Source organism: Acidobacteriaceae bacterium (assembly GCA_028283655.1).
In the GTDB taxonomy this organism is placed as follows: domain Bacteria; phylum Acidobacteriota; class Terriglobia; order Terriglobales; family Acidobacteriaceae; genus Granulicella.
In genome coordinates this window covers 2,233,276-2,247,795 of the sequence record JAPWKE010000003.1, presented here as the reverse complement: position 1 = coordinate 2,247,795, position 14,520 = coordinate 2,233,276, and the positions used below count along the sequence as shown (strand labels likewise).

General features: G+C 60.1%; 15 protein-coding genes. 4 read left to right on the top strand and 11 right to left on the bottom strand.

Features of this window, described 5'->3' with window-relative positions:
• Nucleotides 1–367 precede the first annotated feature (367 nt).
• Together topA and PW792_12450 are read left to right on the top strand one after the other, a co-directional pair.
• A complete protein-coding gene (gene topA / locus PW792_12455; GenBank protein MDE1162743.1) occupies nt 368–3,286 on the top strand; it encodes a type I DNA topoisomerase in 2,919 nt (972 codons plus the stop codon).
• 8 nt (nt 3,287–3,294) lie between these two features.
• Entirely contained in the window at nt 3,295–3,702 is a 408-nt protein-coding gene (locus PW792_12450) for an OsmC family protein (GenBank protein ID MDE1162742.1), read from the top strand.
• Nucleotides 3,703–3,782: 80 nt separating this feature from the next.
• Here PW792_12450 and PW792_12445 read toward each other — a convergent pair whose 3' ends face one another.
• On the bottom strand, nt 3,783–4,775 hold the full coding sequence (locus PW792_12445) for an aldo/keto reductase (GenBank protein ID MDE1162741.1): 993 nt from the start codon (nt 4,773–4,775) through the stop codon (nt 3,783–3,785).
• Between the two features lie 108 nt (nt 4,776–4,883).
• Between PW792_12445 and PW792_12440 the strand changes: the two genes are divergently transcribed.
• Nucleotides 4,884–5,768 (top strand): LysR substrate-binding domain-containing protein, encoded by an 885-nt coding sequence (locus tag PW792_12440; GenBank protein MDE1162740.1) that lies wholly within the window; start codon nt 4,884–4,886, stop codon nt 5,766–5,768.
• 195 nt (nt 5,769–5,963) lie between these two features.
• The gene (locus tag PW792_12435) at nt 5,964–6,248 is read left to right on the top strand and encodes a DUF427 domain-containing protein (GenBank protein ID MDE1162739.1); all 285 of its coding nucleotides are present in this window, start codon (nt 5,964–5,966) and stop codon (nt 6,246–6,248) included.
• A gap of 98 nt (nt 6,249–6,346) precedes the next feature.
• On the opposite strand, the gene PW792_12430 is transcribed toward PW792_12435, so the two are convergent.
• From PW792_12430 to PW792_12385, 10 genes are all read right to left on the bottom strand, one after another.
• Nucleotides 6,347–7,315, bottom strand: a complete 969-nt coding sequence (locus PW792_12430) for a hypothetical protein (protein MDE1162738.1) — start codon at nt 7,313–7,315, stop codon at nt 6,347–6,349.
• Between the two features lie 49 nt (nt 7,316–7,364).
• Nucleotides 7,365–7,829, bottom strand: coding sequence for a DUF4174 domain-containing protein (locus tag PW792_12425; protein ID MDE1162737.1), 465 nt, complete (start codon nt 7,827–7,829; stop codon nt 7,365–7,367).
• A gap of 43 nt (nt 7,830–7,872) precedes the next feature.
• A complete protein-coding gene (locus PW792_12420) occupies nt 7,873–8,685 on the bottom strand; it encodes a DUF4174 domain-containing protein (protein MDE1162736.1) in 813 nt (270 codons plus the stop codon).
• A 153-nt stretch (nt 8,686–8,838) separates the two neighbouring features.
• Entirely contained in the window at nt 8,839–9,858 is a 1,020-nt protein-coding gene (locus PW792_12415) for an NAD(P)-dependent alcohol dehydrogenase (protein MDE1162735.1), read from the bottom strand.
• A gap of 79 nt (nt 9,859–9,937) precedes the next feature.
• A complete protein-coding gene (locus PW792_12410; GenBank protein MDE1162734.1) occupies nt 9,938–10,414 on the bottom strand; it encodes a DUF4440 domain-containing protein in 477 nt (158 codons plus the stop codon).
• Between the two features lie 63 nt (nt 10,415–10,477).
• Nucleotides 10,478–11,023 carry a hypothetical protein gene (locus PW792_12405; protein ID MDE1162733.1) on the bottom strand — a complete coding sequence of 182 codons (546 nt, stop codon included), beginning with the start codon at nt 11,021–11,023 and terminating at the stop codon, nt 10,478–10,480.
• Nucleotides 11,024–11,138: 115 nt separating this feature from the next.
• A complete protein-coding gene (gene ilvC / locus PW792_12400; protein ID MDE1162732.1) occupies nt 11,139–12,161 on the bottom strand; it encodes a ketol-acid reductoisomerase in 1,023 nt (340 codons plus the stop codon).
• 32 nt (nt 12,162–12,193) lie between these two features.
• Entirely contained in the window at nt 12,194–13,369 is a 1,176-nt protein-coding gene (locus PW792_12395) for a hypothetical protein (protein MDE1162731.1), read from the bottom strand.
• Nucleotides 13,370–13,379: 10 nt separating this feature from the next.
• A complete protein-coding gene (gene ilvN, locus PW792_12390) occupies nt 13,380–14,018 on the bottom strand; it encodes an acetolactate synthase small subunit (protein ID MDE1162730.1) in 639 nt (212 codons plus the stop codon).
• Nucleotides 14,019–14,063: 45 nt separating this feature from the next.
• Complete coding sequence (locus PW792_12385; protein ID MDE1162729.1) at nt 14,064–14,465, bottom strand: hypothetical protein; 402 nt, start codon at nt 14,463–14,465, stop codon at nt 14,064–14,066.
• Nucleotides 14,466–14,520 lie beyond the last annotated feature (55 nt).

Genomic DNA, 14,520 nt, shown 5'->3' with positions numbered 1-14,520 from the left:
GGTTTGGTCGTTTGATCGGAGACCCGCCCCCCATTGCCCTGTCCCGTGGCCACCAATGTAGCGAGCAGAAGGCTAATAAACGCAGGGATTCCTGAACGTTTATCGGTACACGATGCAACGAATTCGCTGGGCGTGCGTCTAGTGGAGGGACTGGAGTCGTTGGCTGAAGAGTTTTCAGCAGGGAGATTGACTTGGCGTCGGAGCGACGTGTTAGTTTCCTTATTCATTGGCCGAAGTTGGCGGCAATACTCCCCCGGGAGTGCTGACGGAAGCGTTTCGAAGTGTGACCGACGTACCGAATGGCTGGTGACAGCTGGCGGATGGGAACGTCGAAGGCGGTGTGAGCCGCGTGTGGTGAAGGGGAACAATGGCAAAGAATCTCGTCATCGTAGAGTCGCCGGCAAAGGCGAAGACGATCGGCAAATATCTCGGCAGTGATTACGTGGTGGAAGCCTCGATTGGGCACATCATGGACCTGCCAAAGAACGACATTGGCGTGGAGTTGAAGCGCCGCACCTTTGAGCCGACGCTGATCGTGTCGCCGGGCAAAGAGAAGGTGGTCGACCGCCTGAAGAAGCTGGCGGCGAAGTCTGACGCCGTCTTCCTGGCGCCCGATCCTGACCGCGAAGGAGAAGCGATTGCTGCGCATCTGAAGATGCAGCTCCTGCCCGCGGTAAAGAAGAACACGCCGGTTAAGCGCGTGACCTTCAACGAAATTACGAAGAAGGCCGTCAACGAAGCGTTCAAGCACACACGCGAGGTCGATGAGAACCGCGTGGACGCCCAGCAGACGCGCCGTGTGCTCGATCGTCTGGTGGGGTATCAGATCTCCCCGCTGCTCTGGGACAAGGTGAAGCGTGGGCTCTCCGCTGGCCGCGTCCAGACCGTGGCGCTGCGCCTGATCGTGGAGCGCGAGCGGGCTATCGCGGCGTTCCCCGAAACCGAGTACTGGAATATAGATGCGGTGCTGACGCCGCAGTCTGGTGGCGGAGAGTTTACGGCACGCATGGTCGGTGTTTCCGGTCAGCCGGTGCGCGTGGAAGACCGCTCGGAAGCGGGCAAGTACATCGCCAACGCGTTGCCCGATAAGGCGGCAGTGGACGAGGTTCTGGCGCAGCTTGAGCGCGCAACGTGGAACGTCCGTTCCGTCGAAAAGAAGGAAGTTCGCCGCAAGCCGAAGGCCCCGTTTACGACCTCGCAACTGCAGCAGCAGGCCGCAGGCCGGTTGGGCTTTGGCGTACGTCGCACGATGGGCGTGGCGCAGCGTTTGTACGAAGGTATCGAGCTCGGCGCCGAAGGTACGGTCGGTCTGATCACCTACATGCGTACTGACTCGACGCGTATGAGCCCGGACGCTATTGATGCCATCCGTGAGCATGTTCGCAAGCAACTCGGCGACCAGTACATTCCAGCGACGCCGAACGTCTATGTGTCCAAGAAAGACGCGCAGGATGCGCACGAAGCCATCCGCCCGACGAGCGTGACGTACACGCCGGAGTTTGTGCGCAAGTACCTGAGCGACGAGCAGTTCCGGCTCTACTCGCTGATCTGGGAGCGTGCCGTAACGAGCCAGATGGTTCCTGCTGTCTTCGACCAGACGACAGTCGATATCCAGGCCAAGGCCGAACTTAGCTATGACTTCCGCACGACGGGTTCGGTGCTGAAGTTTGCGGGCTTCCTGTGGTACGAGGAAGAGACGAAGAAGGCCAAGGCGGCACGCGATACGCGTGCGACCGAGGCTGCGGCAAAGCTTGAAGCGAAGGCCGCAGAAAGCGCAGCCGACGGCGATGCGGATGCGGAAGCCGCGAAGGATGCGACGAGCGAAGAAGGCTCGGCGGACCGTCGTCTGCCTGCACTGGACAACGGCGCCGCACTGCGGAAGATCTCGGTCGATACGCAGCAGAAGTTTACGCAGCCGCCACCACGCTTCAACGAAGCTTCGCTCGTGAAGACGTTGGAAGAGAACGGTATCGGCCGCCCGTCGACATACGCGTCGATCATCAACACCATCCAGGAGCGCGACTATGTCAAAAAGATCCGCGCGAAGCTGGTGCCGACGGAGATTGGCATGGTCGTGACGGACCTGCTGGTAAAGAACTTCCCGTATATCTTCAAGGTGGAGTACACGGCCGGGCTCGAGAACGAGTTGGATGCCGTGGAAGCTGGCACGGAGAAGTGGACGGAGCTGCTGAACGGCTTCTACGGGCATCTTGAGAAAGAGCTCAAGGTGGCCGAGAACGACATGGAAGACATCAAGGCGTGGGAGAAGCCTTCTGGCGAAGTTTGCGAGAAGTGCGGCGCTCCGCTGGTGTTGAAGTGGGGCAAGTTTGGATCGTTCTTCTCCTGCTCAAACTTCTCGAAGGAGAAGCCGGTAGCGGTGAGCGCCGCGGCGATGAAGAAGGACGTTCAGGCGGTGCTCCAGAAGGTCGAAGACAAGTTTGGCCCGATGGACGTTGTCGTCCGCGGTCTGGATGAGGACGGCGACGAGCAGCATGTGGACGTCAGCGACCGCAGCAAGCTGGGCGCTACGCTGCAGACAGCGATCAAGCAGTGGAAGAAGGTTGTTGTCGACCCGGACAGCTGCGACTTCACGAAGGAAAACATCGAGGCTAAGCCCGACCTCACGGTTCCGGGTGCGGACGCTGCCGACGAACAGGAAGAAGCCTGCGACAACTGCGGCCGCACGATGGTGTTGCGCAACGGGCCTTGGGGGCCGTTCATGGCTTGCCCCGGCTACAACGAAGATCCCCCGTGCAAGACCATCCGCAAGCTCACGCAGAAGGTGCAGTCGAAGCCTCCGGTGCAGCTTGAGGAGCCGTGCCCAAAGTGTGGCAAGCCGCTGTTGCAGCGTGATGGTCAGTACGGTGAGTTCATTGCGTGCTCTGGCTATCCGAAGTGCAAGTACGTGAAGCAGGAGCTGCTCGACGTGCCTTGCCCGAAGTGCGGCAGCGAAGTGGCGGTGCGTAAGAACCGTCGCGGCGATACGTTCTACGGCTGCACGCGCTATCCGAAGTGCGACTTCACGAGCAATCAGAAGCTCGTGAACGAGACTTGCCCGCAGTGCGACTCGGCGTACCTGGTCGAGGTGTCGAACAGCGAGGGAACGTTCCTCGTCTGCCCGAACAACTCGGAGAAGATGCCGAAGCGTCGCGCAAAGAAGGGTGAGGCCGAGGTGGTGCAGACCACGCCGGAGTGCTCGTTCGAGAAGAAGATTGGTCCGCCGAAGGTGAAGGAAGAGCTCGCCAAACCGGACCCTGAGAAGACGCGCCCGGTGGCGTTGGCGTAGAGGAAACGATGGTAAAGATTTCGCTGGAGTACGAAGGCCAACTGCACTGCAAGACCGTGCATGAGCCTTCCGGTACGGTGCTCTTCACGGATGCACCGAAGGACAATCAGGGGTTGGGCGAGAGCTTTTCCCCGACGGACCTGGTCGCAACGGGACTTGCGAGCTGCATCCTGACGACGATGGCGATTCAGGCACGCACGCTGGGTATCGACATGGACGGCGCGACGGCAACGGTGGAGAAGGAAATGTCTGCCGCGCCTCCGCGCAAGATCGCCCGTCTGGCGGTGAAGGTGCAGATCACAAAGCCGGTGGACGAGTTGAACCGCGTGAAGCTGGAGCGCGCGGCGCACACCTGCCCGGTGCATCGGAGCCTGCATCCTGAGGTGGATGCGCCGATCGAAATCAGCTGGGCATAGACAAAGACTGAAACAACGAAGATTGAAACAGCAAAAGGCGGCGGATGATTCCGTCGCCTTTCGCATTTGTGGATGAGGCGTTAGCGTCCGACGAGCTTCTCGAGGTGCTCGGGATAGCGGTTGCCTTCGGCCTGCAGGGTGGAAAGTGCGGTGCTGATCTCGCGCAGGTCCGACTCTGTGAGCACGACAGCGATTGCGCCGGTGTTCTCCTCCAGCCGCGAGAGCTTTGTGGTGCCGGGGATGGGAGCGATCCACGGCTTCTGCGCCAGCAGCCACGAGAGTGCGATCTGCGCGGGCGTCGCCTGCTTGCTCGTAGCGATACGCTTGAGCAGATCGACGAACGCTTCGTTGGCCTGGCGAGCCTCAGCCGTGAAGCGCGGAAGCTGGCTGCGGAAGTCGTTCGACGCAAGCTCCGTGCTCGCGCTTATCGCTCCCGTGAGGAATCCCTTGCCGAGCGGGCTATACGGCACGAGGCCGATGCCAAGCTCTTCAAGCGTCGGAATGATCTCTTCCTCCGGCTTGCGCCACCACAGCGAGTACTCGCTTTGCAGAGCCGCAACGGGCTGCACGGCATGAGCGCGGCGGATCGTCTGTGCGCCAGCCTCAGAGAGGCCGAAGTGCTTCACCTTGCCCTCGGCGATAAGCTCCTTGACCGCGCCGGCAACGTCTTCAATCGGCACGTCAGGGTCGACGCGATGCTGATAGAAAAGGTCAATGGAGTCAATGTTCATGCGCTTCAGCGAGTCTTCGGCGACCTGCTTGATGCGCTCCGGGCGGCTGTTCAATCCCTGCCAGCCAGGCGAGCCGTCCGGGTTCAGGTTGAAGCCGAACTTAGTCGCGATGACGACCTTGTCGCGGATCAGCGAGAGCGCCTTTCCGACGAGGATTTCGTTGGTGAACGGGCCGTAGACTTCGGCGGTATCGAAGAAGTTGATGCCAAGGTCAACGGCCTTGTGCATCAGCGAGATCATGGCTGTTTCGTCGTGGACGAGACCGTAGCCGAAGGTCATTCCCATGCAGCCGAGCCCGAGGGCAGAGACCTTGAGGCCGTCACCTAATGTGCGGATTTCCATGGTGCGTACTCCTTTTGCCTGGAGAGGCATACGTCGAGGTTAGGCTTGTTTGTTTATGAGCGGTAGTGGGTTTGACTTGGATAGTAAGATGAGTAAGATTCATGAATCATGCGAAACGATCTTGGCGAACTTTCAGCATTTGCGGTGGTGGCGGAGGAGCGCAGCTTCACACGCGCGGCGTCGCGGTTGGGTGTATCGCAGTCGGCCCTAAGCCACAGTATGCGAGGGCTGGAGAAGCGTCTGGGGCTGCAGTTGCTGGCCAGGACGACGCGGAGCGTTTCGCCTACGGCGGCGGGCGCTGCGCTGCTGAAAGACCTCACCCCCGCGCTACAGCGCATCGAACGCTCGCTCGGCGAGGTGCGCCAGCTGCGCGAGCAGCCAGCCGGACGGATCAGGCTGGTACTGTCGCGCACGGCCGCGCATCTCGTGCTGCTGCCGAAGTTGGAGCGATTTGTTCGGGAGTACCCCGAGATTGTGCTGGAGATAACGGCGTCGAACGACCCCGTGGACCTGGTGGCGGGCGAGTTCGACGCCGGGATCCAGATCGGCGAGTTCATCCAGCAGGAGATGATCGCCGTCCGCGTCAGCGAGGACATGCGACTGGCTGCGTTTGCGTCGCCGGAGTACTTTGCGCGGCATAAGCCTCCGCGTACGCCTCGCGACCTGAAGGAGCATGCCTGCGTGGCGTTCCGCTTCAGCTCTGGCGTCTACCGCTGGGAGTTCGAAAAAGGCAGTCGCGCGATGACCTTCGCCCCCCAGGGGCCGATCGTCGTGAACGACCCCGAACTGGTGGTGGAATCCGCATTACGTGGCGTCGGCATCGGGATGGCGATGGAGCAGATGGTCGCGAAACTGGTGGCAGAAGGGAAGCTGGTGCAGGTGCTGCGCGAGTGGTGCCCGGTCTTCCCGGGCTTCTTCCTGTACTACCCCAGCCGGAGGAACCAACCGGCAGCGCTGGCGGCGTTGATCGCCGCACTGCGTCTTTCGGAGTGAGTTGGACTCAAGCTTCGCGCGAGCAGGCTATGGGGAAACGGAGAACCGAATTTGCGACTTCCCAAATTTGGTAGAAGCATGTTACTATGGTTTACGGGCCGGATTGCAACCGACGCTGCATGAGCCATTTAGCAGCGATTTTGCCGGATGCTCCGGGTGACACCCGCTATCTCTTGCACGACTGGAAGGCGGATGATGGCAAAAGCAATTTGGAACGGTCAGACCCTCGCAGAAAGCGACAAGATTCAAACGATTGACGGCAACGTGTACTTCCCCGAGGAGACCGTAAACCGCACGTTTTTGCGGACAAGTTCGACGAGCTCAAGCTGCCCAAGCAAAGGGCGCGCTCGCTACTACACCGTATTGGTTGACGGGCAGGAAAACCCCGATGCCGCCTGGTTCTACCCCGACCCCAAGCCTGCAGCTCGGGTTGTGAAGCACCATGTGGCGTTCTGGCGTGGCGTAGAAGTAACCGCTTAGTTTCAGCACTTTGAGATGGCCCCCGCATTGGCGGGGGCCATCTTCGTTTGGGCCCATTTCATTCGGGTCCAAATACGTGGCAGGGGCGGGACGATAGCTTAGGGCTTGGGTGTCTCGACTGTTTTCGGGACGTCGATGGAGGTGGTGGCTCCGTCAACCTCGACGATACGAGCGCCGGTATGGGTCTGTTCAAAGTCGCGGTTGGCGACGGAGAGGATGATCTCGCGGCTGAAGACAAAAAGCAGCTTGATCTTGAACTCCGTCCCGAAGCTCTCCGGAAACCAGACGGCGCCGGGGGCGTTCGCGGACGGCTGCGGAGCGTAGGTGGCGGTGAAGCCGAGGCCGGGCAGGTTCGTCCCGAGCAGCCCGCGGACGGCAAACGGCAGTTGCCGCGACAGGGCGGTTTGGATGACGACTGGTTGGAACTCGTTCACGTCGATCCACGCATCGCCCTTCCAGCCGATGTCGTCCTTGTCCTTTGGTTCAAAGTGGATATGGAAGGTGTCGCGGCCGTTCTTCAACTCGTGCCCGAGCAGATGGAAGATCATGTCCTTCTGCTCTTTGCTGGTGAGCGGAAAGAGGTTCGCGCTGACGCCGTCGCGGGACTTCTTGTCGCTGGTGAGCCCATCGCGCATGTTTTCCACGAGGTTGCGGTCGGTCTCGGTATCGTCATCCGCCTTCTTCAGGGCTTCTCTGGCATGGAGCAGGCTGGCATCGTCTTTGTCGTCGTAATTCGTCGGCCGGATGTCTGCGGGGCCCTTCAGCGAATCGTAGGCGATGTACTTACCTTTGTAGAAAACGCGGCCGTCGAGCTTGAGCAGTTGCTTATCGCTGCCGGTAGCTGTCGGCGTAATGCGATAGTCCGTGGTCTCTTCGCAGCGGATGGTTTTGCCTTTGCGGGAGATCGTGCGCGCGTGTTGCGTGTAGACGAAGTGGGTGCGCATGGCGGCTGCAGCGTCCTGGTTGGTGGCAACGCGCTGCATGATTTCGTCGGCGGTCAGCGGCTGCTGTGCGGCTGCAGACAGGGCCGCGAAGAGGCTGAGGGAGGCAAAGGCGCGGAGGAGCATGAAGCTTTATACGCCAACGTGCGGAGTGTGGTTCCCTGATGGACCGGAGTTATTTGTGGCGCGCGGCCACTTCGTGCTGACGCATGGGCATGCTGTCAATCGTGTCGTTCAACTCACGCATGGAAAGCGGCTTGTGCGCGCGCAGCTTTTCTCCACCGTCTTTACCGATCAGCACGACGGTGAAATCTCCGGGAGCGATCTGGAAGCGTCGGCGAGCGTTGTAAGCTTCCTGCGCGGGGAAGGTTGCCGGTGTCGGCGAGGGAGCGTTGTACGGCAGAGCGACGGTGACAAGCTCACGGTCGGTGGCTTCGGCAGCCTGTTCGTTGAGGCTGCGTAGCTGGATTTGCAGTTGCGGGTCGTCGGGGCGAGGCGCGAACACCAGAAGCACGCGTGCGCGGTCATGGAGGTCTTGCAGGCTCGTTAGGCCAGCGGGCTGCACGGTTTGCGAGTAAGCCGTGAGGGCGAGCGCGGGGGAAAGAGTCGCAGCGGCCAGAAGAATCGATGCAATCTTCATAGAGTTCTATGATGCCGAAACACTCGTCTCGGGCGTTTCCTGCTTACTTCACGTTGAGATTGTGAACGATTACGCTGTCGTCGTCGATGGCGTCGATCTGGTCGTCAAGGTCGCTGGCAGAGACGGGCTGCGTCCAGCGGGTGCGCTCGATGCCCTGATCGTCGAGCAGGACGATGGCAAACTGGTCTGGCTTGATGCCAAACTTCTGCCGTGCCGAGGCCAGGTCAGCGGCCGTGCCGGAGTCGAGATGCTCGCCGTTGAACTCGAAGTTGCGTGAGTCGTTGGGGTTGAGGATCGGCACGACAACGGTGTTGCGCTGCGTGAACTCAAGCTGGTGACGCTCCACCATGAGCATCTCTTCCTGCATGACGGGCGTCTCTGCCGAAGGCGCAAAGATAAGCAGCACGCGGGCGTTGCCGCGAAGCTGCTGGATGGGGTTCTCCGAGTAGGGTGCAGGGGCTACGTTGGCTTCAGCGACCGGGCGCGGAGGGACGCTGACGGAGGCGGTGAGCACTGGCTTGGTTGAGATGGATTTAGCTGAGCTGGATTTGGCTGCGGGGAGCGGCTTCGCGCTTCGTGCGGCGGTCACTGCAGCAGTCTTTGCCGGGGCGTACGTGGAGGCGCTATGTGGCTTCGCCAGCACAATGGGATGCGACGCGGCCACCTTGGTCGGCGTCTTGGGCGCGGCTGGGGCAGGCTTGTAGTTTGCAGCCTCGGGGTCGTCTTCGTAGACGAGGCAGTGGCGAGCCGGCACCAGCTTGCGTCCGTTCGCGTCTGTCACCACGGGCGCCGTGGCCGTCTGCGCGAGGGCAGGCAGCGTGAGGCTAAAAGCAAGAACAAAGATCAGGACGCGCATCGGGACAGCCTCCGAAAAGTGAAGCAGTTCGGCGAAAGCCGGTTGCTTCTTAGTAAACAACGTTTCGAGGGAGAAGTCGCGCGGAAGTCGAGGTGCAGAAAGCAGAAACCCTGCGCCGGTGGGCGCAGGGTGAAATGACCAGGCTCTTTGCAACTACGCCAGCGACAGGACGACTTTGCCGAAGTGCGAGCCGCTTTGCATATATTCGAAGGCGGCTCGATAGTCGTCGAGCGGAAAAACTCGGTCGACGATCGGCTCGATACGGTTCTGCGTGGTGGCTGCGAGCAGACGGCTGAACATGCCGCGGCTCCCGACGTAGACGCCATTGAGATAAATAGACCGACCGAGGATGATCGTAGGATCGATCGTCGCGCCCTTGCCCGTGAGCACACCAATAAGGTGAACGTGGCCGCTTACGCGGACAGCTTTCAGCGATTTGGCGAGCGTCCCTGCGCCGCCGACCTCGACAACGTGGTCGACGCCAACGCCGCCGGTCAGGCGGATGACTTCGAGCTCCCAGTCGGGGTTGGTGCGATAGTTGATGAGCTCATCTGCGCCGAGCGCCTTGCCGCGTGCGAGCTTTTCGTCCGACGAACTGGTGAGGATGACGCGTGCGCCGAAGGCCTTGGCGATCTGCAGCGCGAAGATGCTGACGCCGCCGGTGCCGAGGATCAGCACGGTCTGCCCGGCGCGAAGGTTGCCCTTCTCGACGAGCGCGTTCCAGGCCGTGACCGCGGCGCAGGGAAGCGTCGCGGCAGCGTCCCAGGAGAGCGCTGTGGGTAGTTTGATGAGGCCGGATGCGGGCAGCACCTGCTCGGTCGCGAATACGCCGTCGATGGGACCACCGAGTGCGGTCTTGCCCGTCGCCGGGGTGATCTCACCCTCTTCCCACTCCTGGAAGAACAGCGAAGCGACGTGGTCGCCGGACTTCAGAGCCGTGACGGCGTGGCCGACGGCAACCACTTCGCCTGCAGCGTCCGAGCCGGGAATGCGTGGCATCGCGAGCTTCGGGTTGTACTCCCCCCGTACGACCATCAGGTCGCGATAGTTGAGCGAGGCAGCGTGAAAGCGCACGTGCACATCGTTAGGCCCGAGGGCTGGAAGTTCAATCTCTTCGAGAACAAGATTCTCGAAACCAAAGCTGTGAAGACGAAGTGCGCGTGCAGTGCTCATGATCTATTCGATGCGTCGCGTGATGGCCGCGACGCGAAGTTCCTTATGTCTTAGGAGAGTCTTACGATAGGGCGTTTGGCTACTTGGCAGGCGCGTCGTCGTTATAGGTGTCGGCAATGCACTTCCATGTTCCGTCCGTCTGCTTACCCCAGACCTCGAGCATTTTGCCGGTGATCTGTGAGCTTGAACCTTTGGGCATCGCGCTCCATTTTCCGGTGAGATAGGCCAGGTCGCCGGAGCGTGCGATTTTGATCGTTGTGATCTCCCAGGAGATTGCCGTGAGCGTTTGAAACGTTCCTTGCCACGACGCGCGGATGGCTGATGGCGTGTTGGCAACAAACGCATTGGCGGGCAGCAGTACGGCGTCGTCTGCATATGGTGCCACGACACCGTCAAGGTTGTGCTCGCCTGCGGCGATCGACCACTTCCCGTCGAGGATGCGAATGGTCTGCTCGTCCTTGACGCGCGTGTCGGCCATCCCTGTGTAGTTGCATCCGGCAAGCGGCAGCGTAGCTGCAAGGCAGCCTGCGAGAAGTGTGCGACGAAGATCAAACATGCCTGTGGCTCCAAAAGAGGATGGCGTTTCTGCTGGCGCCATCTCAGGTTATCAATGCGGTGGTTAGAGGTCTGACGTGAGCATCTGGTAGCGGAGAAGCAGGTGCTGTCCGCGTGGTGAAGCTGTGCGTTCGAGCAGGATCGATTGCTCGGAACCGTTCCAGAAGATCGCGCAGGTATTGGCTTCCTTTGACTCGCCCTCGCAGGCCGGCGAGCGGTAGATGGGCGCGCCGTAGCGGCCTGCAAGAGCTCCTGCCATGGCGTCACTGGCAAAGCGTATGAGCGCATCGTCTGAGGCCAGCTCCGCGAAGTTGCGACGCATCGCCGGGAGATCGAGTGTCAGCGTAACGTCCATGAGGCCGCCATTGGGAGTGAAGTGATAGCTGGACCGAAGTGGAAGTGTGTTGGTGAGTCCGGGAAGAAAGAGGTCATAGTCGGAGGTCGATTGCAGCGCACCTTCCGCGGAAGACTCCACCGGAATGCCTTGTGCGGTGAGGTCGGTGCGAACCTGGTCGCGCGTTTCGCCGAAGTGAAGGTTGTGCCAGGTGGTGGCCTGGGCGTGAGCGAAGCCGGACATGCTGAGAAGCGCAACTGCAAGGGCGAGGCGCATGGAAAATCTCCTGATACGTAATAGACGCTTGCGAGCTCATGACGTTTGAGAGACAGTGTATTCCGCAAACAACAAGGCCCGGCAGCATGCCGGGCCCCGCTGAGTTGGTTCGTTGTTACGCCTTGACGACGGCGCCGTTCTCGACCTTGAGCGGATCGAGGAAGGGCATTGCCGCGCGGAGGCCAGCGCCGACCTTTTCGATCGGGTGCGAAGCTTCAGCCTTGCGATAGGCGTCCAGCTCGTGACGTCCGGTCTTGTTCTCGTTGATGAACTTCTCTGCGAACTTGCCGCTCTGGATGTTCGCGAGCAGCTCCTGCATCTTCTTCTTCGTGTCAGATGTCACGATGTATGCCTGAGCCTCGTAGCCGCCCCACTCTGCGGTGTCGGAGACGGAGTAGTTCATGTACTCGAGTCCGCCGCGGTACATCAGATCGACGATGAGCTTGAGCTCATGCAGCACTTCGAAGTAAGCCAGTTCGGGCTGGTAGCCAGCCTCGGTCAGCACTTCAAAGCCGCACTTGACGAGCGCTGCAGCGCCGCCGCAGAGCACAGCCTGCTCGCCGAAGAGGTCGGTCTCGGTCTCTTCGGTGAACGTTGTTTCGAGCACGCCTGCACGGGTGCAGCCGATGCCCTTGGCATAGGAGAGAGCGTTTGCGAGAGCGTTGCCGCTTGCATCCTGCTCCACAGCCACGAGGCCCGGGACGCCGCCGCCTTCGGTGAAGACTTCGCGAACGCGGTGGCCAGGCGACTTCGGCGCAACCAGCGAAACGTCAACGTCAGCCGGAGGTGTGATGGTGCGGAAGCGGATGTTGAAGCCGTGGGCAAACATCAGCGTGTTGCCAGCCTTCAGGCCGGGAGCGATCTCTTCGTAGACGGCTGCAGCGGTCTGGTCGGGAACGAGCACCATGATGGTGTCGGCCCACTCGGAGGCGTCCTTCACACTGACGACTTCGAGGCCGGCAAGCTCAGCCTTCTTGGCCGAAGCGGAACCGGGGCGAAGACCAATCTTCACTTCAACGCCAGAGTCCTTGAGGTTGAGCGCGTGTGCGTGGCCCTGCGAGCCGTAACCGATGATGGCGACCTTCTTGCCTTGGATAAGAGCGAGATCTGCGTCGTTGTCGTGATATGCCTTTGCCATGTTTTCTCTTTCTACAGTGGTTAGTGTTTAGTTTATCGAAGCGCAGGGTGGGTGTGAACCCCAACCATTGCTTCCGAAGTTGTGGATTCGCAGCGATTGCGAATCACGTGAAGGATGTTCGACTGCATGTCACGCATCACAGCGTTTGACCAGAGCGCAGCGTATGCGTTGAAGTCTGTGGAAAGTCTTTCGCGGCTGCTGAGATGAAGCAGCACATCACCATTAGCCATGGGGTGAAGATCGTATTCGCCGGTAAGCACGTCGAAGAAACGTCCGCCGACGGTCACATGCTCATCGAGTGTGGTGTTAGGAATTGCCGCAGTGTCAGCCTTGATCGTGAAGACGATACGTTGGTTGGGTACCCACTCGGTGATGGTCTCTGTGAAGTTCAGGCCATGCTCGAAGCTGGCGTTTCGTACGCCACCGACTCCTTCATAAGAGAGAGTTGCTTCGACTGGGCGAGGGAAGCCAATGGCGTTGGCCCATGAACTCCGCAACTCTTTGGGCGCAATCGCAGGTACACGTTCAATATTTTTCCAAACAGTCTCAAGCGGAGCGTGGATGACGATCGACGTATCTACGGTTCGTGTTTGAAGCGGCTGGTGAATATAGGTTTCTGCAACCGCTAGAAGGATTGGAAAAGCTGCGGCACAGTACAACGTTCGATTCTTGATGCGCTTCTGAGCGCGCTCGTGAAGAAGCCCCGCAGCGATGCCCCCTAGAGAGGACGAAATGAAAGCAGGTGGAATGGTGAAAATAACGCAGATGACACCTTCCCACGCGAAGCTGATTGCAAGAAGAATGTTGACTGCGACGGGGATCCATGGGGCGAGAATCCAGAAGCGAAACGGCCACGATGTTCGTTTTTGTGATTGAGAAACGGTGATGAAACCAGCGATAAACGGGCCCAGGAAAAGGAACGACAGGCTCATAAGAATTGGACCACCATGCTGCTCCCATGCAAATGGCGGTGTGAAACTGACGAGCCGGAAGAGGATCAGATAAAACGCTGCAAGGCCAATCGCGACGTGTGTCCCGCGCGCCCAAGGTGGTGTGATTTCAGATGCTGGTAAAGAATTGCTTTCGAACGTGATCTTTTCTTGCCGCTTCAGTTCCACCTTTCGCACACGTCCGCCCACCACGTAGACGGTAGCGATACCGGCCAGCGTGAGGACGAACGTGAAAATGCGAAAGGGAAGATGTTCCATGGCTTTGTATTTACTCGTCGAACTGGTTGGGAAGCGTTTCGTCCTCGGGCAGTGCGCCGGGGTCGACGTCGTGGTCGAAGTCGGGGAAGTCTGCAGGCGAGACAACGTCAGCTGTCTTGACGCCAAGCGCCTTGAAGACGCGACCGCCGTGGTGTCCGCGGCGCATGGCCATGCGGCCGGTGCGCGAGACTTCGAGAACCTCATAAGCAGACTCGCGTAGCACCTGCAGCAGACCTTCGATCTTCGACGCCGAGCCGGTCATCTCGAGCATGATGCTCTCGGGAGCAAGGTCGACGATGCGTGCGCGGAAGACGCCTGCAAGCTCAAAGATCTGCGAGCGTGAGTGGACCCCGTGCGGCTGGTTGGGGCCGGCAGCCACCTTGATGAGGCAAAGCTCGCGGACAACAGCCTCGGAGCGGTTGACCTCATCGACATGGATAGTCGTCTCGAGCTTGTAGAGCGAAGCGCGGATGCGGTGCGCTGCGTTTTCGGGCGCTTCGCAGACGATGGTCATGCGCGAAGCATCGCTGCGTTCGCTCTCGCCGACGGTAAGCGAGACGATGTTGATGCTGAGACGGCGAAAGAGAGAAGCGACGCGCGTCAGCACGCCGGGCTTGTCGTCAACGAGTGCGATAAATGTGTGCAGCATAAGCGAAGGTCCAGGTTCCAGGGTCAGGGTCCAGAAGGCGGCCGGTTAGTGTTGAGTGTTGGTGTCCCAAAGATGCGTTTCTTTGCCGTTGGTGATGAGGACGGCGTCGTCGTAGTTCTTGTTGGAGAAGCTGCCGAGGGTATAGTCGCCAGCCCCGTGATAGCTCGCGCCACAGGGATACTTGCCCTCGGTATATTTTTCGCTCGCGCACTTTGCGCCACGATAAATGTGAAACCAGACGATAGGATCGCGCTTGTCGATGAAGCTCTGCGGCAGGCCAAGCGGGCCGAAGCTATCGGTCTTCGCCGTATCGTGAAGCTGCCAAAGAATAGCGGCGATCTGGTCGTTGCTCGCGTGCTCATCCGTAACGAGCGTGAGCGAGTTGTCGGTCTGGTGGAAGAGCTTGAACGTCGGTGGCGCTATAGCCGGGCGCACGGGGTACTGCACCGTTGCCCCAGTCTTTATGGGTTTCTGTAGCGGCTTGGGAGATTTGCAACCCAGT